The following is an 18,353-nucleotide window of genomic DNA, read 5'->3' as shown; positions in this document are numbered from 1 at the left end:
GGGCCCGGTCGCGTCCCGGGCCCCTCACGGCACGGAGGGGGGCCGCTGCCCCCTGGATCAGGCGGTCGGCCGGCCCATCGCGCGGTACGTCCAGCCGGCCCGTCGCCACAGCTCCGGGTCCAGCGCGTTACGGCCGTCCAGCACCAGCCGCCGGGACGCGACCTCGCCCAGCGCCTGCGGGTCCAGCTCCCGGAACTCCCGCCACTCCGTCAGGTGCAGCACGATGTCGGCGCCCCGCACGGCCTCCAGCGCCGAGTCGGCGTACCCGAGCGTCGGGAACAGCCGGCGCGCGTTGTCCATGCCCTTCGGGTCGTAGACGGTGACCTGTCCGCCCTGGAGGTGGATCTGACCGGCCACGTTGAGCGCGGGGGAGTCCCGTACGTCGTCGGAGTCCGGCTTGAAGGTCGCGCCCAGCACCGCCACCCGCCGGCCCAGGAAGGGGCCGCCGCCCAGCGCCTGCCGGGCCAGCTCCACCATCTGACCGCGCTGGCGCATGTTGATGGAGTCGATCTCGCGCAGGAACGTCAGCGCCTGGTCGGCGCCCAGTTCACCGGCGCGCGCCATGAACGCCCGGATGTCCTTCGGCAGACACCCGCCGCCGAACCCGATGCCCGCCCGCAGGAACTTCCGCCCGATCCGGTCGTCGTACCCGATGGCCTCCGCCAGCTTCGCGACATCGCCCCCGGCGGCCTCGCACACCTCGGCCATGGCGTTGATGAAGGAGATCTTGGTGGCGAGGAAGGAGTTCGCGGAGGTCTTCACCAGCTCGGCGGTCGGGAAGTCGGTGACGACGAAGGGGGACCCCTCCTCGACCGGCGTCGCGTACACCTCGCGCAGCAGCTTCTCCGCCTTCTCGCTGCGCACGCCCACCACGATCCGGTCCGGGTGCAGCGTGTCGTTCACGGCGAAGCCCTCGCGCAGGAACTCCGGGTTCCAGGCCAGCTCGGCGTCCGCCCCCGCCGGGGCGTGCTCGGCGAGATACCCGGCCAGCCGGTCCGCGGAGCCCACCGGCACGGTCGACTTGCCGACGACCAGGGCCGGACCCCTCAGATGCGGGGCGAGCGAGGCGAAGGCCGCGTCGACGTACGACATGTCGCAGGCGTACTCGCCGTGCCGCTGCGGGGTGTTCACACACACGAAGTGCACGTCGCCGAAGGCCGCGACCTCGGCGTAGTCCGTGGTGAAGCGCAACCGCCCGGTGGAGCCCTCGATCCCGGCGACGTGCCTGCGCAGCAGCTCCTCCAGGCCCGGCTCGTACATCGGGACCTCGCCCCGGCGCAGCATGTCGATCTTCTCTTCGACGACGTCGAGCCCGAGCACCTCGAATCCCAGCTCGGCCATGGCCGCGGCGTGGGTCGCGCCGAGATAGCCGGTGCCGATCACGGTGATCTTGAGGGCCATGGATGCTCCTGGGACGTACGGCCGGGGGTGCGCCGCGTCGTGCGCGGCGCGTGCGCTGCCTGAGCATAGTCGGGGCGTGTCCGGCCCCCTCACCGGGCAGATTCCCCCTGGAGCCGGGACCGGGTCCGGACCTGTCGCCAAGCTCACGTATCTCTCGGGTGGGCAGTCCCTTTAAAATTTGAGTTACTTAACGGTAGTTAGCATCGGGAGCGTGAGAGACCTTGGCCGGATCGGCTGATTTCGACCTGTACCGCCCGTCCGAGGAGCACGACATGCTCCGTGACGCGATCCGTTCCCTCGCCGAGGCGAAGATCGCGCCCCACGCCGCCGCGGTCGACGAGGAGGCCCGCTTCCCCCGCGAGGCGCTCGAAGCGCTCGTCGCGAACGACCTGCACGCCGTGCACGTGCCCGAGGAGTACGGCGGCGCCGGCGCCGACGCGCTCGCCACGGTCATCGTGATCGAGGAGGTGGCCCGCGTCTGCGTCTCCTCCTCCCTCATCCCGGCCGTCAACAAGCTCGGCTCGCTCCCGGTCATCCTCTCCGGCTCCGAGGAGCTGAAGAAGAAGTACATGGCCCCGCTCGCCAAGGGCGAGGGCATGTTCTCGTACTGCCTCTCCGAGCCCGACGCGGGCTCCGACGCGGCCGGCATGAAGACCAAGGCGGTCCGCGACGGCGACCACTGGATCCTCAACGGCGTGAAGCGCTGGATCACCAACGCCGGCGAGTCCGAGTACTACACGGTGATGGCCGTCACCGATCCCACGAAGCGCTCCAAGGGCATCTCCGCCTTCGTCGTCGAGAAGTCCGACGAGGGCGTCTCCTTCGGCGCCCCGGAGAAGAAGCTCGGGATCAAGGGCTCCCCGACCCGCGAGGTCTACCTCGACAACGTCCGCATCCCCGCCGACCGCATGATCGGCGAGGAGGGCACCGGCTTCGCCACGGCGATGAAGACCCTGGACCACACCCGCATCACCATCGCCGCCCAGGCCCTCGGCGTCGCCCAGGGCGCCCTCGACTACGCCAAGGGCTACGTCCAGGAGCGCAAGCAGTTCGGCAAGCCCATCGCCGACTTCCAGGGCATCCAGTTCATGCTCGCCGACATGGCCATGAAGATCGCCGCCGCCCGCGCCCTGACCTACCAGGCCGCCGCCGCCTCCGAGCGCGGCGACAGCGACCTCACCTTCCAGGGCGCCGCCGCCAAGTGCTTCGCGTCGGACGTGGCGATGGAGGTCACCACCGACGCCGTCCAACTCCTCGGCGGCTACGGCTACACCCGCGACTACCCGGTGGAGCGCATGATGCGCGACGCCAAGATCACGCAGATATACGAGGGCACCAACCAGGTCCAGCGGATCGTCATGGCCCGCAACCTGCCGTAACTCCTCCGGCGCAACCCGTCCACGGCCCCCGGCACCCTGCCGGGGGCCGTTGAGTTGTGGGGTGAATGGTGTGGATTGTTTGCTTCCGCCCGATGGCGGCCGGGGGCAGGGGGGCGTAGGACGGTAGTGCACGGGGTCCGCCCCGGACCCCCGCTCCCACCCCTGGAGGAGCCATGCAGGAGACCGGATCCATGACCGCGATGAGCAAGGAGATGCAGGACTGCGTCAACGCGTGCATGACGTGCCACACCGTGTGCGAGGAGACCATGAGCTCCTGCATGCAGGCCGGCGGTCAGGCCCAGATGCAGATCATGCGCACGCTGATGGACTGCGCCGAGATGACCCGCATGTGCGCGGACATGATGATGCGCCGCTCCCCGATGAGCGCCGAGATGTGCGCGATGTGCGCCCGCGCCTGTGACATGTGCGCCGAGGCGTGCATGTCCATGCCGGACGATCCCCAGATGATGCGCTGTGCCGAGGCGTGTCGCCGCTGCTCCGAGATGTGCCGGGCGATGGCGGGCGCGACGGCCTGAGCCGAGCCGGGCCGGGCCCACCCGACCCGCACGACCGAGGGGCACCCCGTCACGGGATGCCCCCCGGTCACGTCGTCCGCCGGGTCAGTTGTCCGAGACGGTCACCGTCTCGTCGTTCTTCAGCTCCTCCACCAGCTTCTTCACCTTCGCGGTGTCCCACTGGAGGTTGCCGTTGGCGGCGTTGCCCGAGATGGGCATGTTCATCGACCTGCCGTCGCCGCCGGTGACGCCCTTCATGGCCCAGAACATGTCGGCCAGGTCGAACAGGCCCATGTCCTTGTCGACGATCAGCGTGTCGAGGCCGGCGCTCATCGTCGGGTACAGCTTGAAGGGGTTCAGGACCGTGCTCGGGGTCGCCGTCTGGTTGGCGAGGGCCGCGAGGAACTTCTGCTGGTTCTTCGTGCGGTCGAGGTCGCTGCGCGCGAGGGCGTAGCGGGTGCGGACGAACGCCAGGGACTGCTCGCCGTTCAGGGTCTGCTTGCCCGCCTCGAAGTTCGCGCCGGACTTGGTGTCCTTCAGGCCGCCCTTGGGGATGTCGATCTCCACGCCGCCGACCGCGTCGACGATGTTCGCGAAGCCGGCGAAGCCGATCTCCACGTAGTGGTCGATGCGCAGCCCCGTGTTGGCCTCCACGGTCCGGACCAGCAGTTCCGGCCCGTCCTCGGCGTACGCGGCGTTCAGCTTCACCTGGCGGCCGGTGCCCTTGTACGTCTTGCCGGACTCGGAGCCCACGAAGCTGGGGATCTCCACGTTCGAGTCGCGGGGCAGCGAGATCAGCGTCGGCCCGGCCGACCCGGTGTGCAGGATCATCATCGAGTCGGTGCGCTTGCCGTCGGCGGACCCGGTGTGGAGTTCCTTCTTCTGCGCGTCGGACAGGCCCTCGCGGCTGTCGGAGCCGACGATCAGGTAGTTGGTGCCCTCGCCCTCCTCCGGCCGTTCGATGACCTTCGACAGGTCGACCTCGCGGTTCAGCTTGGAGTCGGCCCAGAAGTAGGTGCCGATCGTGGTGCCGAGGAGGACGACGGTGACGGTGATCGCCGTCCACTTGATCCGGCGCCGCCAGTCCGGCGCGGGACGCTCACCCCGGCCGCCGTGGCCACCGGCACCGCCGCCGCCGTACACCTGGCCGGTGTTGTAGCCGCTGTCGTACTGGCCCGCGCCCTGGTTGTCGTACACGTCGCCGTACGCCGGCTGCTGCGGCACACCGCCCTGAGGGGGCGCCGACGGACCGCGGCGGACCTGTCGCATCACGCGCGCCCCGTCGGGGTGTGCGCCGGCGCTTCCCTGTCCGTACCCGCCGCCGCGGTTGCTGTCGGACCATCCCTCGGGCCAATCGTTCATGCGCCCCAGTGTGCCGGGCTCCCCTGTGGGCCGTACAAGGGTCGCCGGAATTTCGCAGCGCGGCTGTTGCCAAGCTGATGCAAAGCGGACCTGACGAGGTCACGCATAAGGTGGACGCCATGACAGAGCAGGCCCCCGCAGCGGAATCCGATATACCCGGCAAGCCGACCTCGGCGTCCCGGACCACCCTGAGCCACATCATGACCCACAACGACACCAACCTGCTGGGGACGGTGCACGGTGGTGTGATCATGAAGCTCGTCGACGACGCGGCGGGCGCGGTGGCCGGACGTCATTCCGGTGGCCCGGCGGTCACCGCCTCCATGGACGAGATGGCCTTCCTGGAGCCGGTCCGGGTGGGCGACCTGGTCCATGTGAAGGCCCAGGTGAACTGGACGGGGCGGACGTCGATGGAGATCGGTGTCCGGGTGCTCGCGGAGCGGTGGAACGAGTCGACGCCGCCGCAGCAGGTGGGGTCGGCGTACCTGGTGTTCGCGGCGGTCGACGCCGACGGCAAGCCGCGCCGGGTGCCGCCGGTGCTGCCGGAGACCGAGCGGGACCGGCGGCGCTGCCAGGAGGCGCAGATCCGCCGGACGCACCGGCTGGCCCGCCGCAAGGCGATCCTGGAGCTGCGGGAGAAGCGGATCGCGGAGGGCCTGGGCGACTGAGCCGCCCCCGGCGACCAGCAGCGGCCGCGCCCTTCAGGGGCAGGTCACCTCGTCGCCCCTGACCACGCCGAACTCGCCCTGGTCGGGGTCCTCGGCCCGTACCTTGCGGACCTTCCTGAAGTCAGCTCCGGCGATGACCCGCAGGACCGGGCCCTGCCCCGGGGCCTTCCGCAGCTCCGCGCCCGGCAGGGCGGTCGCCAGGGACCGGGCCGAGCGGTCCCAGCGCGGGTCGTGCACGACGACCGTGCGGCGGACGTCGGTGCGCCCGGCGTTCACCGGGGTGCCGGTGGTGCGGAAGCCGGTGGCCGCCAACTGGCGGTCGACCGTGCGGCCGAGGCCGGCGACGGGCGTGCCGTTCTCGACCTGGACGCGGATCTGCCGCGGGGCCACCTCGACGAGGGCGCGCTTGCCGCGGGTCCGGTAGGGGGCGAGGGGGCGGTCGTCGCGCAGGGCCCGGAACAGGCGGCGCGACTTGGCGGTGTCCCACAGGAGGGTCGAGCCGAGTCCTTCGACGACGTGGCCCATGCGGCCGATGGGGACGGTGGTGAACTCGGAGGACGCGGGCGTGAGGTTGCGCATGGCGCGGCCGAGGTCGATCAGCTCGCCGGCGCCGAACTCCTTGTCGGCGCGGACCGAGCCGAGCACGGCGCGGGTGATGTCGCGGAACTTGATCGGGTTGAGGAGCACCCCGGAGGACGTGGCCTGCGCCATGAGGGCGGCCATGAAGCGCTGCTGGCGCTTCATGCGGCCGAGGTCGGAGGAGCCGTCGGTGTGGCGGGCGCGGACGTACTGCAGGGCCTCGCCGCCGTCGAGGTCGTGGGAGCCCGCGGCCAGGTCGAGGCCGGTGTAGGAGTCCTTCAGCGGCTGGGCGGTGCAGATCCTGACGCCGCCGAGGACGTCCACGGTCCGCATGAAGCTGGTGAAGTCGACCTCGACGTAGTGGTCGATCTTCACCTTGGTCATGTGCTCGACCGTGCGGACGGTGAGCGGGGGGCCGCCCTCCGCGTACGCGGCGTTCAGCTTGATCGGGTGGGCGGCGCGGGTCTTGCCGGTGGTGCGGTCGGTGTGCGCGGGCGCCTCGGCGTAGGAGTCGCGGGGCAGGCTCACGACGCTGGCCCGCTCCCTGTCCTCCGAGATGTGGACGATCATCATGGTGTCCGTGCAGTGGCAGGGGGCGCCGCCGAGCCGGTAGGCGCGCCGCTGCTCCTCGCTGACGCGGTCGCGGCCGTCGGTGCCGACCAGCAGGACGTTCATGCCGTTGCCCGCCTCGGGGCGGTTCTTCATGTCCTTGAAGGGGTCGACGCGGGCGATCCGGTCGTCGAGGCTGGTGACCACCGCGTGCCCGATGCCCGCGGCGGCCAGCACCACCACCGACAGCGTGGTCGCGACCCGCATGGCCCAGCCGCGTTTCCTCGGGCGTACCGGGGGCCTGGGCTGCTGCGGCCGTGCGGGGCGGCGGGGCGGTGCGGGCATGGCGGACACCTCCGCGTGACCGGTCGGGGAGACGGGGGGAACGCTGAGCACCGTAGGCGCAGTCGCCGCGCGGCCCGTTCCGGCGACCGGGCGGCGCGCGTCGCTGTCCCCCGTTCGCGGTAACGTGAGCCCCCTATGAACGCCAAGCCCGACGTGCGGCTCCCCGCCGTGTCTGTGATCATGCCCGTCCTCAACGAGGAGCGGCATCTGCGCGGGGCCGTCCAAGCGATCCTCGCGCAGGAGTACGCCGGCGAGATGGAGGTCGTGATCGCCCTCGGTCCGTCCACGGACCGTACGGACGAGATCGCGGCCCAGCTCGTGGCCGAAGACCCGCGCGTGCACACCGTGCCGAACCCCACCGGTCGTACGCCCGCCGCGCTGAACGCCGCGATCGAGGCGTCCCGCCATCCGATCGTGGTCCGCGTCGACGGCCACGGCATGCTCTCGCCGAACTACATCGCCACCGCGGTACGGCTCCTGGAGGAGACCGGCGCGCAGAACGTCGGCGGCATCATGCACGCCGAGGGCGAGAACGACTGGGAGCGGGCCGTCGCCGCCGCCATGACCTCGAAGATCGGTGTGGGCAACGCCGCCTTCCACACGGGAGGGCAGGCCGGTCCGGCCGAGACGGTCTACCTGGGTGTCTTCCGGCGCGAGGCGTTGGAGCGGCAGGGCGGCTACAACGTGGAGTTCATCCGCGCCCAGGACTGGGAGCTGAACTTCCGGATCAGGGAGGCCGGCGGCCTCATCTGGTTCTCGCCGGAGCTGAAGGTGTCCTACCGGCCCCGGCCCAGCGTGAAGGCGCTGGCCAAGCAGTACAAGGACTACGGGCGTTGGCGGCACGTCGTCGCCCGCTACCACCAGGGCTCCATCAACCTGCGCTACCTCGCCCCGCCGACCGCCGTGTGCGCGATAGCCGCCGGTCTGCTGGTGGGCGCACTGCTCACGCCGGTCGGGTTCGTCGTCCCCGGTGGCTATCTCGCGGCGATCGTCGCGGGTTCGGTCCCGGCGGGCAGGGGCCTGCCGCTGAAGGCGCGGCTGCAGATCCCCCTCGCCCTCGCCACGATGCACATGTCGTGGGGCTTCGGCTTCCTGACCAGCCCGAAGTCGCTGGCGAAGAAGGTCATCGCGTCCCGCCGTCCGGCCGTGCTCACCGAGAGCTGAACCAGTCCGATGCGAACGTGTGGGGCGCCTCCCGGGCTTCGGGAGGCGCCCCACACGTGTTCCCGGACTACCAGGTGAAGTTGGGGTCGACCTTCATGCAGGCGTCCTTGTCGGCGCCGTTCAGCGCGTCCGCCGACTTGGGGGTCTTGTCGTCCTCCTTCTCGGCCTTGTACGTGTCGCCCTCGCGCCAGTCGGCGCCGACGACGAGCGTGACGCCGCTGACGTTCGTCGACTTCTCCACCTGGCCGAGCGGGATGCCGAGCGCCTTGGCGACCGCCTGCGCGTCGCCCTCCAGTTCGGCGCTCGGGTAGCGCACGACCGTCTTGTCCTCGGTGGTGGCGGTGGTCGAGTCCGCCGAGGCCCTGGTGAAGCCCTCCTGGACGAGGAGCTGGGAGACGGCGTGGGCCCGGCCGGGGGCGGCGCCGAGGGAGGACGTCAGGGTGCCGTTGCGCACCAGTACGCCGATCTCGTCGTCCGCCGCCGCGGGGTCGTCGGAGACCGGGTCCTCGGCGGTGTCCTTCCTCGCGTCCTTGCCGTCGAGGGCGATGTCCTCGCGCACCAGCCGGAACAGCTTCTCCGCGTCGCCCTCCTTGGGCACCACGCGCGCGCCGACGTAGGTGAACGGCATCGTCGTCATCGTGATCCGGGCCGGCTCGACCTTGCGCAGTTCCTTGCTGAGGTCGTAGAGCGCCGCCACGTCACCGAGGCCGGGGTCGACGGTGAGGGCCTGTGTGGCCTCCTCGGCGAGCTTGCGCAGCTTGTTCGGGTTGGTGATGGTGGCGTTCTCGCGCAGTTCGCGGACCATCGAGTTCATGTACATGTGCTGCGCCTTGGCGCGGGCGATGTCGCTGCCGTCCTCGAAGCCGTACCGGGTGCGCAGCCACTGCAGGGCCTGCTTGCCCTGGATGTAGGTGGTGCCCTTCTCCAGCTTCAGGCCGGAGCCGTGGCCCTGGCTGTCCCGGGACTCGATGTTGTCGGTGACGCAGACGGGTACGCCGCCGATGGCGTCGGCCATCGAGACCACACCGGCGAAGTCGACCATCATGAAGTGGTCGATGTGGATGCCGGTCAGCTCCTGCCAGGTGGCGACCGTGCAGCCGGGTCCGCCGCGGCCGAGCGACTCGTTGGTCATCGACCGGGTGGTCGCCGCGTACACCTTGCCGTCGTCGGGGTCGGTGCACTTGGGGATGTCGAGCAGCGTGTCGCGGGGCATGCTGATCACCGACATGTTGCTGCGGTCGGCGGACAGGTGCAGCAGCATCTGTACGTCGGCGAGCGGGGTGCCGCCGAAGGTCTCGCGGGCGCCGCCGAGTTTCTGGTTCTCCTTGGTGTCCCGCGCGTCGGAGCCGATCAGCAGGATGTTCAGCGGGGTCTGGCCCGCCGCGTTGGGAGTGGGCTCGGCGATCTTGGTGTCGCCGAGATTGAGCTTCTCCTTCTTGATGTTGCCGTTCAGGTGCCGGTAGTAGACGTAACCGGCTCCCGCGGTGCCGAGTATGACCACCGCGAGCAACGTCGCCGACCAGCGCAGCGCCCGCCTGCGCCTGCGCGGTGTGGCCGTACCGGCCGGCCCGCGTCCCTCTGCGCCGCCGCGTTTGCGCGGCTCGGGGACTCTGGCGCTCCCGTCGTCGCCGGACGAGCCGTCCGGCGACGTGAGGCCCTCGCCCCGCTCGCCGGGTTCCTCGACGCGCGGCTGCCCCCCGTCCCCGCGCACGTCGCTCCGTACCATCTCCCTGCCCCTCCCCACCCTGCTGTGCCGACGGGGCCGACCCCGCCTCCTGTTGGACGTCCGAGACCCCGACTGGGATGTACGCATGCCCACTCGAACGCGTCATGTGCCCTGCCCGGATGACATCGGCCACCCACGTGTACGACCGGTACCGCGTCTGTGCGTCCGGTCGAACACCGGACGTGGACGCGGACGCGGCGCGGTGCGGCGGCGGGTGCCGCCGGACGATCGTCGGAACCGCCGGGCGCCCGCCTCCTCGCGCCCGCCCGGCGTCTGTGCTCCGTGTCGCGTCCTGTCAGACGCGAGAAGACCCCGTCAGGTCATCAGCCGGCGCACTTTTCCTTGTCCGCCGTGTTCTTCTCGACGTCCAGGTCGGCCGCCGACGACGAGCCGCTGATCTTCACCCCGGCGCCCTTGAAGTCCTCGCCCAGGGTCAGCACCATCGCGGGCAGCCCCTGGGAGTTGGTCTCGCTGTTGCCCTCGCCGGGCTTGAGCGCGGACGCGGACAGGCCCATGAGGTCGGCCAGTTTGCGCGCCTGGTCGGCCTGGTCCGGGTCGTACTCGAGGGTCGTCTTCGGCAGCGTCTTGCCGGCGTTGCCGAGCTGGCTGGACTTCGTCACGCCGACATCATTCTGCAGCCAGTTGAGAGTGGCCTGTGCGCTGCCGGCCTCGGCACCGCCGTTGTAGACGTTGACCCGGACCTCGGAGGCGTCGGCGCGCTCGCCCTTGAGCTTCGCGGCCTGCTTCTCCTTGGCCTTCTTCTTCACCTCGCTGAGCGACACGTCGTCGCGGATGAGCTGGAACAGCTCCTCCGCCTTGCCCGGCGTGGGCAGCACGGTGGCGCGGTCGGTGTTGTCGACCACCGGCACCGTGGTGAAGGTGATGTTCTTCGTCTTCACCTTGCCGACCTCCTGGCCGAGCGAGGCGAGCTTCTTGATGTCGGCGATCTTCGAGTCGACGGACAGCGCCTCGGTGGCCGCCTCCGCCAGGTCGATGACCTTGCCGGCGTCGGTGAGGGTGTCCTCGGACTTCATCTGGCGGATCATCGAGCTGAGGAACTGCTGCTGCAGCTTGATCCGGTCCAGGTCGCTGCCGAAGCCCACGCTGTAGCGGGTGCGCAGGAACGCCAGCGCCTGCTCTCCCTCGATGACGTGCTTGCCCTCGGACAGGTCCAGCTTCGACTTGGTGTCCTTGATGGGCTTGGCGAGGCAGACCTCGACGCCGCCGATCGCGCTGGAGAGCGTCTTCACCGCGTTGAAGTCGGCGACCATGAAGTGGTCGGGGGTGATCCCGGTGAGTTCCGTCACGGTCCGCATCGTGCAGCTCGGGGTCCGGCCGCCCTGGCCGAGACTGGTGTTGAACCGGACGTCGTTGGATCCGGCGATGACCTTCTTGGTGCCGTCGTCCTGTGTCGTCTCGCAGTCGGGGACGTCCACGATCATGTCCCGCGGAATGCTCATCGCGGTCGCGTTCGTCCGGTCCTTGGAGACGTGCAGCAGGATCGTGGTGTCGGCGTGGCCGACGCTCTCCTTGTCGCCGTACGACTCGTTGCCCTTGCCGGTGCGTTTGTCCGTGCCGATCACCAGCAGGTTGATCGCCCGGTCCTTGCTGAAGCCGCCGGTGCCGGCGCCGTCGTCGGGGATGGCGGTGATGTTGTTGTTCAGGTGCCGGTAGTACAGGTAGCCCGCGGCGCTCACCCCGACCAGGACGAAGGCCAGCGTGCCGCCGGTCCACACCAGTATCCGCTTGCCCGTGGACTTGTTCTTGGGCTTGGTCTTCCCCCGGCCGCCGCGACGGCCCGGCAGCGGCTCCTCCTCGGGTGCCCCGCGCCGGCGCCGGGGCCCCGGAACCACCTCGGGGATCTCCCGGGTGTCGGGCGTCGCCGTCGCCGACCGCCCGGAGGCGCCGCCCGCTCTGGCCCCCGCCGCCGCGGGCGCGGCCCGGCGGGGCCTGGGTACGCCTGACTGCGGTGCGGAAGGGGCCAGTCGCAGTTCGTATTCACCGGTGGTCGGGTTGAGTACCCACTGGTCTGCGGGGTCGATGTCGTCCGCCCGCCCACGGCCTTGCGCGTCCACGGTTGTCTGATTCCTCCGTCGGGGCCACGCGGCGTCTTCCCCCTCAAAAGACGCTCGGGTCTCGCTGCAAGTGGTGCGTGACCGGGAAGGCCTGACACACCGGATCGCTCACACTAGCTGCCCGATCAGGCGTCAAGCGACGGCGGTGACAGATTGCACGTCCCTACAAGTGGGCAATCTGCCCATTTCCTAGAGCATTTGTTCCTCGTGTTGACGTGCGTTTTACCTGAGGGGACCGGCTCCGGTCACTCACAGGCCCCCTCGGCGGCCGTGCGGCCGCGGAAAGTGGGCACCGGATCGGGGGTGAGGGGAGGTCCGCCCGCACGTTCGTGCGCGTGCCCTTCGGGTCCCCCTTCCGGGAGTTCCCGGGCCACGGCCACGGGTGCGTCGGAGCGCAGCCGGGCGAAGAGCCGGTGTGCCGCCGGCTCGACGAGCTGGTCACGATTGGCGTCGTGGGTGTACGACTTCCTGGGAACTGTCAGGAACTGCACCCTTTCCATGGGAATGGTGCGCATCCCGCGGACGAGGTCGTAGAGGCCGCGCAGACTCGCCAGACCGGGGTCTGTGGTGAGCGAGGACGTGGCCGCGTCGAGCACGGGATAGAGCTTCACCGGATTCAGCAGGACGCCGTTGCTGCGTACCTTCGCGGCCAGGGCCGCGAGGAAACGCTGCTGGCGGTCCATCCGTTCGGTGTCGCTGCCGTCGCCCAGCGTCTTGCGGGCCCGTACGTAGCCGAGCGCCTGTTCGCCGTCGAGCGTCACCCTGCCCGCGGGCAGCCGGAGCTTGGCGGCCTTGTCGTGGATGGGGGCCTCGACGCACACCTCGACCCCGTCCACGGCGTCCACCATGTCCTTGAAGCCGCTGAAGTCCACGACGACGTGGTGGTCGACGCGGATGTCGGTCATCTTCTCGACCGTCCGGACGGTGCAGGCCGAACCCCCGGTCTGGAACGCGTAGTTGAACATCGCGAAGGTCGGCTCGGACCGGGTGCCGTCCGCCCTGCGGCAGCCGGGCACGTCCACCATCAGGTCCCTCGGCAGGGACACCGCCGTCGCGCTGCGCCGGTCGGCGGCCAGGTGCAGCAGGATGGTGGTGTCGGACCGCTCGGTGCCCGAGTCCCGCCCGTACCTGCCGTTCTCGTTCCCCGACCGGGAGTCCGACCCGATCATCAGGATGTTCTGCGCGCCCCGCACCAGCGCGGTGGGCCGCTCCCGCTCGTACCGGGCCAGTTCGTCGGCCGCCCTCGTGTCCGACGTGATGTTCCCGTCCAGCTTCCGGTAGGCCGCCCACCCCACCGCCACACCCCCGACGAGCATCGTCGCGGCGCCCGCCGCGGTCCAGCGCAGCCACCGCCGCCGACGGCGGCGCTGGAGCCCGTCCCCGGTGGCGGAACCACCCGCACCGGGCCCGAGCACCCCCGTCCTGCCTCCGGCGTCGTTCACTGTCGGCCACCCCTCACGGCGTACGAGGCACGAGCGAGCTGTGCTCCTACGACGATGGCGCGAGAGGGGGGAGGGGGCGGCCGGGGGTAGGCCGAACGGGGGACGGGCGGTGTGCTCCGCGGCCCGCTGGTGCCGCGGCAGGCAACGTTTGCCCGTCGCGGCACTAGCGGGAGACGGTCGAGACCCGTTCGCTCTCGATCCGCTTGGTCAGGGCGTCCTCGCCCAGCCGGTCCAGGTTCCGGCACAGCACCACGGACCCCCCGGTCGCCAGCGGCCCGTACAGCCCCGCCAGCAGGCCCTCCCACGTGTCGTACCCGGCCCCGGACAGCAGCCGCGACCCCGGCCCCGTGAGCCCGATGGCGCCCGCCTCGGCGCGTGCCCGCTCCACCACCTCCGCGCCGCTGAACTCGCGCCCGGCCACGATCAGCGCCGGCTCCTCGGGGTCCACCGGCGCGAACGGCGCGAACCGGTCCCCCTGCGAGGGCACCTCCACTGCGTAGTCCACGAACCCCGCCGGGGTCTGCGGGAACCTCCCGCCGAGCGGCCGCAGCGCGAGCGCCACCCGCTCCCCGGAGCAGGCCCGCGCCTCCTCCAGGGTGTCCGGCCCGCTCACCACGAGATCGGCCGCGCCGGGGTCGCCGGCGACGTCGGCGACGACGCCCACCGACGAGCACGCCAGCAGCCACACCGCCGTCTGCCAGTGCGCCGGCAGGAGCAGCGCGAGCCGGTCTCCGGGCTCCGCGGCCAGGTCGCCCTGGAGCAGGTTGGCCGTCTTGGCCACCCAATTGGCGAAGGTGGCCACGGACAATTCGACGCGTTCGCCCGTGGCGTCGTCGTAGAAGGTCACCAGGGGGCGCGCGGGGTCCGCGGCGAGCGCGGATCGCAGCAGGTCGGCAGGGGTGCGGTCGGTGGCGTTCATCCGCGTAAGGGTACGCGGGGCCGGGCGCGGGGCGGGGGCGGGGCGCCATGCGGCGGCCACCGGTTCGGCCCAGTGCCGCCCACCTGTTCGGCGGAGCGGAGCCGACGGCCCGTCAGTTCCCCGATGGACAGATATGTATGACTATGTCCAAGATCGGGCGTATGCGTAGCTCTCGTTTCCTCGCCTCCTCGATCGGTGTCGCCTGCGCTGCGGTCCTCGCCCTCCCGGCCGCACTGCCCGCCGCGGCCGCGACGCCCGCCGCCCCGGTCCTCGACACGACCTCCGCCTCCGCACCGTCCGTGCTCCCCGCGCCGGCCGCCCCGGTCGGGGCCCCGGCCGTCGACGGAGCGACCGCTTCGCCCTCCGGTCGCACCCAGTCGCTCCGCCTGGTCCCGCGCGCGACCGACCGCGGCCTCGGCCCGACCGTCGCCGAACGGGGCCTCGGGCGGCGGGACGTACGGTCCTTCTCGCTGGTCGGTGTCGTGTGGGACGACCCGGACACCGAACTGCACGGCCGCGTCCAGGTCCGCACCCGGGCGCGCGGCACCACCCACTGGTCCGGCTGGCAGGACGTCGAGACGCACAACCACGAACACGCCGCCGACCCGGACACCGCCGAACGCGCCTCCAGTCGGGTACGCGGCTCCACCGCCCCGCTGTGGGTGGGCGAGTCCGACGGCGTCGAGGTCCGCGTCCGGGCCGAGGCCGGCGGCCGTACGGCCGCGCCGGGCGTCCAGACGCTCCCGGACGGCCTACGCCTCGAACTGGTCGACCCCGGCTCCGGCGTCCCGGAGGCCGTGTCCACGCAGGCGGCCACCCCTGCGGCCGGGCCGGGCCTCGACCCCCCGCCCGTCGGCACACCCGTGGACGCCTCGCGCCTCGGCGCGCTCACCGTGGAGTCGGCCGCCTCCTCCGCCGTCAACGCCGATCTCGCGCCGCTCGGCGCCACCGTCATCCCGGCGCTGTCGCGCACGGCGACGGAGGCCGGACTGGCCGACCTGGAGCCGGGGATGAAGCCCTACATCGGGCCACGGCCGCGTATCGTCACGCGCCGCGGCTGGGGCGCCGACGAGAAGCTCCGCGAGCGGGACTTCCTCTACACCAAGAAGGTCCAGGCGGCGTTCGTGCACCACACCGCCTCCGGCAACAACTACAGCTGCGGCGAGGCCGCTTCCGTCATCCGCAGTATCTACCGCTACCACGTGGTGAGCAGCGGCTGGCGGGACATCGGCTACAACTTCCTCGTCGACAAGTGCGGAAACATCTACGAGGGGCGCGCGGGAGGCGTCGCGAAGGCCGTCATGGGCGCCCACACCCTCGGGTTCAACACCAACAGCATGGGGATTGCGGTCATCGGCAGCTTCGGCACCACCAAGCCGCCCACCGCCGCTGTGACGGGCGTCGCGCAACTGACCGCCTGGAAACTGGGTCTTTACCGGGCGAACCCCAAAGGCAAGACCACCCTCACCTCCGGGGGTGGCAATCTGTACGCAAAGGGTACGAAGGTGCGAATGAACGTGATCTCCGGTCATCGTGACGGGTTCGCGACCGAGTGCCCGGGGGGGCGCCTTTACGGAAAGCTCGGTACGGCCCGCTCGGAATCCGCCCGGTACCAAGGGCGGTAGGACTGCGGCGGGTTGAAGGGGGGAACCGGGGGCGCGACCGCCCGGCCGCACACCGGCGGGCCGGCCGGAGGCCCACCGCACGGCAGCACGGCACGCGGGGGCGCGCCCGTCGGGCCCTCCCGAACCACCCCGCCGACCTGCGAAGTGGCAGGCCGGCGGGGTTCCGTACGTCCATGAAGGCGCCATCGAACGGTCTGCATACACTGGCCGGCCGAAAGACAGTTCGGCCGGTCCCGGCAGGAAGCAGAGACGACAGGTGACAGAAGCGATCCTCCTGGTCGGCGGCAGAGGCACCCGACTGCGTCCGCTCACGGTGCACACTCCGAAGCCCATGCTCCCGGCGGCCGGAGTCCCCTTCCTCACGCACCAACTGGCGCGGGCGAAAGCGGCCGGCGTCGACCACATCGTCCTGGCCACCTCGTACCTGGCCGAGGTCTTCGAACCCCACTTCGGCGACGGCTCCGCCCTCGGCCTCCACCTCGAGTACGTCACCGAGGAGGAGCCCCTCGGCACGGGTGGTGCCATCCGCAACGCGGCCGCGCACCTCCACTCCGCCCCAGAGGACCCCGTCCTCGTCTTCAACGGCGACATCCTCACCGGCCTGGACATCCGCCGCCTGGTCGGCACCCACCGGGCGACCGGCGCGGACGTCTCGCTCCACCTGACCCAGGTGACCGACCCGCGCGCCTACGGCCTGGTCCCCACCGACGGGACGGGCCGCGTCCTCGCCTTCCTGGAGAAGCCGCAGACGCCAGAGGAGATCGTCACCGACCAGATCAACGCGGGCGCGTACGTCTTCCGCCGCTCGGTCATCGACACCATCCCGGCGGGCCGCCCGGTCTCGGTGGAGCGCGAGACGTTCCCGGACCTGCTGGCGGCGGGCGCCCACCTCCAGGGCATGGTCGACTCCACGTACTGGCTGGACCTCGGCACCCCCGCGGCCTTCGTCCGGGGCTCCGCCGACCTCGTCCTGGGCCGCGCCCCGTCCCCGGCGGTACCCGGCCGCTGCGGCGACCGCCTCGTCCTGCCCACCGCCCGGGTCGCCGGCGACGCCAAGCTCACCGGCGGCACGGTCGTCGGCGAGGGCGCGTTCGTGGGGGAGGGCGCGCGGGTCTTCGGCAGCACGGTGCTCGCCGGCGCCGTCGTCGAACCCGGCGCGGTCATCACCGACTCCCTGATCGGCGCCCGCGCCCGCATCGGCGAACGCTCCGTCCTCACGGGCACGGTCGTCGGCGACGGCGCGGTCATCGGCGCGGACAACGAACTCCGCGCGGGGGTGCGGGTCTGGTGCGACGCCCGGATCCCCACAGGGGCGCTCCGCTTCTCGTCGGACGAGTAGGGCGCCTGGTAGCTCGGGGGCGTGCTGTGGTCGGGCGACTGCGGGTGAGCGGGGGCTGTTCGCGCAGTTCCCCGCGCCCCTGAAAAGCGACCGGGGCTGCGCCCCGCGCTTTTCAACGGCGCCATGGGATGAAGGCCGGGCCGCAGGCCCAAGCCTTCAGGGGCGCGGGGAACTGCGCGAGAAACCACGAACCACCCGCACACGCCGACGAACCGCGCACCCCCGAGTTCATAGGCGCCCGATGTCCCAGCGAGGCATCTTCGGCGTCCGCCGCCCCGGCACCCGCCCCGACAGCAGGATGAACCGCGCCGCCCGGTGCCGCTGCCCCGCGTACGGCTCCAGCAGCGACAGCATCACGGAGTCGTCCGCGTCCCGGTCGCCCGCCAGCGCGTAGCCGACGATCCCCGGCAGATGCAGATCCCCCGTGGTCACCGCGTCCGCCGCCCCGTGGCTGCGTTGCACCGTCTCCGCCGACGTCCACGGTCCGACGCCCGGCACCAGCTCCAGCCGCGCCCGCGCGTCCTGCGGTGTCATCCCGGCGGCCTCCTCCAGCCGCCCCGCCACCCGGACCGCCCGCAGGATCGTCGACGCCCGCTTGTCGTCGACCCCGGCCCGGTGCCACTCCCACGACGGGATCAACGCCCACTCGCGGGCCGTCGGCGGCACGGACATCCCCGCGGGCGCGGGCCCCGGCGCCGGCTCCCCGAACTTCCGCACCAGCAGCCGCCACGCCCGGTACGCCTCGTCCGTGGTGACCTTCTGCTCCAGGACCGACGGGATCAGCGACTCCAGCACCAGACCGGTCCGCGTCAGCCGCAGTCCCGGATGCCGCCGCCAGGTGGCCGCCACGATCCGGTGCCGGGGCACGAACGCGTCGGGCTCGTCCGACGCCCCCAGCAGGGGCGGCAGCCGGTCGAGCAGCCACTCGCCGCCGGGGCCCCAGGCCTCCGCCTCGACGGCCCCGCCGCGCACGGCGACCCTGAGGGTCCCGGCCCCGGCAGGCGTGCGGCAGACCCGCCACACGGCCCCGTCGGCGGTCGCCCGGAACGTCGGATCGCCGGGCCCCCGCTTGAGCGGCCCGAGCACCAGCCCCAGGTCGAACGGCCCCACGGGTGTCCACGTCCGCCGCAGCCCCCGCGCCGCCGCGGGCCGGGGCACCCCACCGGGCACCACGACATGCCCGCCTCGCACGGTCGTACGAGTGGGCCGGGGGGAGAAACGTCCAGCCACGATGAGGTCCTAGGAAGATATGGGGCGCCCTACGA

General features: G+C 71.6%; 14 protein-coding genes. 6 read left to right on the top strand and 8 right to left on the bottom strand.

Translation table 11 applies throughout. The features are described from left to right. Window positions 1-57: 57 nt before the first annotated feature. Window positions 58-1,401, bottom strand: a complete 1,344-nt coding sequence (locus tag GSY65_RS14670; RefSeq protein ID WP_159768259.1) for a UDP-glucose dehydrogenase family protein — start codon at window positions 1,399-1,401, stop codon at window positions 58-60. A 221-nt stretch (window positions 1,402-1,622) separates the two neighbouring features. Here GSY65_RS14670 and GSY65_RS14665 point away from each other — a divergent pair, with 221 nt between their 5' ends. Beyond that, complete coding sequence (locus GSY65_RS14665; RefSeq protein ID WP_159768256.1) at window positions 1,623-2,780, top strand: acyl-CoA dehydrogenase; 1,158 nt, start codon at window positions 1,623-1,625, stop codon at window positions 2,778-2,780. 173 nt (window positions 2,781-2,953) lie between these two features. Continuing rightward, window positions 2,954-3,316 (top strand): four-helix bundle copper-binding protein, encoded by a 363-nt coding sequence (locus GSY65_RS14660; protein ID WP_159768253.1) that lies wholly within the window; start codon window positions 2,954-2,956, stop codon window positions 3,314-3,316. 84 nt (window positions 3,317-3,400) lie between these two features. Here the strand turns inward: GSY65_RS14660 and GSY65_RS14655 are convergent, their stop codons facing one another. Next, window positions 3,401-4,657 (bottom strand): LCP family protein, encoded by a 1,257-nt coding sequence (locus GSY65_RS14655; protein ID WP_159768250.1) that lies wholly within the window; start codon window positions 4,655-4,657, stop codon window positions 3,401-3,403. Window positions 4,658-4,776: 119 nt separating this feature from the next. Here GSY65_RS14655 and GSY65_RS14650 point away from each other — a divergent pair, with 119 nt between their 5' ends. Beyond that, a complete protein-coding gene (locus tag GSY65_RS14650) occupies window positions 4,777-5,325 on the top strand; it encodes an acyl-CoA thioesterase (protein ID WP_201452542.1) in 549 nt (182 codons plus the stop codon). 33 nt (window positions 5,326-5,358) lie between these two features. Here the strand turns inward: GSY65_RS14650 and GSY65_RS14645 are convergent, their stop codons facing one another. Beyond that, on the bottom strand, window positions 5,359-6,798 hold the full coding sequence (locus GSY65_RS14645; protein ID WP_201452541.1) for an LCP family protein: 1,440 nt from the start codon (window positions 6,796-6,798) through the stop codon (window positions 5,359-5,361). A gap of 135 nt (window positions 6,799-6,933) precedes the next feature. Here GSY65_RS14645 and GSY65_RS14640 point away from each other — a divergent pair, with 135 nt between their 5' ends. Beyond that, window positions 6,934-7,962: a glycosyltransferase family 2 protein gene (locus GSY65_RS14640; RefSeq protein ID WP_159768244.1), complete on the top strand. Its 1,029-nt coding sequence runs from the start codon at window positions 6,934-6,936 to the stop codon at window positions 7,960-7,962. Window positions 7,963-8,029: 67 nt separating this feature from the next. Here GSY65_RS14640 and GSY65_RS14635 read toward each other — a convergent pair whose 3' ends face one another. From GSY65_RS14635 to GSY65_RS14620, 4 genes are all read right to left on the bottom strand, one after another. Beyond that, entirely contained in the window at window positions 8,030-9,688 is a 1,659-nt protein-coding gene (locus GSY65_RS14635; protein WP_159768241.1) for an LCP family protein, read from the bottom strand. A gap of 323 nt (window positions 9,689-10,011) precedes the next feature. Then, complete coding sequence (locus GSY65_RS14630; protein WP_159768238.1) at window positions 10,012-11,763, bottom strand: LCP family protein; 1,752 nt, start codon at window positions 11,761-11,763, stop codon at window positions 10,012-10,014. A gap of 245 nt (window positions 11,764-12,008) precedes the next feature. After that, window positions 12,009-13,205, bottom strand: a complete 1,197-nt coding sequence (locus tag GSY65_RS14625) for an LCP family protein (protein WP_159768235.1) — start codon at window positions 13,203-13,205, stop codon at window positions 12,009-12,011. A gap of 163 nt (window positions 13,206-13,368) precedes the next feature. Further along, window positions 13,369-14,124, bottom strand: a complete 756-nt coding sequence (locus GSY65_RS14620) for a TIGR03089 family protein (RefSeq protein ID WP_159768232.1) — start codon at window positions 14,122-14,124, stop codon at window positions 13,369-13,371. Window positions 14,125-14,267: 143 nt separating this feature from the next. Here GSY65_RS14620 and GSY65_RS14615 point away from each other — a divergent pair, with 143 nt between their 5' ends. Together GSY65_RS14615 and GSY65_RS14610 are read left to right on the top strand one after the other, a co-directional pair. Beyond that, the gene (locus tag GSY65_RS14615) at window positions 14,268-15,749 is read left to right on the top strand and encodes an N-acetylmuramoyl-L-alanine amidase (RefSeq protein WP_159775959.1); all 1,482 of its coding nucleotides are present in this window, start codon (window positions 14,268-14,270) and stop codon (window positions 15,747-15,749) included. A gap of 256 nt (window positions 15,750-16,005) precedes the next feature. After that, the gene (locus tag GSY65_RS14610; protein WP_159768229.1) at window positions 16,006-17,088 is read left to right on the top strand and encodes a nucleotidyltransferase family protein; all 1,083 of its coding nucleotides are present in this window, start codon (window positions 16,006-16,008) and stop codon (window positions 17,086-17,088) included. 228 nt (window positions 17,089-17,316) lie between these two features. Here GSY65_RS14610 and GSY65_RS14605 read toward each other — a convergent pair whose 3' ends face one another. Further along, window positions 17,317-18,318, bottom strand: coding sequence for a DNA-3-methyladenine glycosylase family protein (locus GSY65_RS14605; protein ID WP_159768226.1), 1,002 nt, complete (start codon window positions 18,316-18,318; stop codon window positions 17,317-17,319). Window positions 18,319-18,353: the final 35 nt, after the last annotated feature.

The sequence above is a fragment of the Streptomyces sp. HM190 genome (genome assembly GCF_009857135.1).
GTDB lineage: Bacteria > Actinomycetota > Actinomycetes > Streptomycetales > Streptomycetaceae > Streptomyces > Streptomyces heilongjiangensis.
The sequence above is the reverse complement of the archived record's forward strand: the minus strand, read 5'-3'. Positions and strand labels throughout refer to the sequence as shown.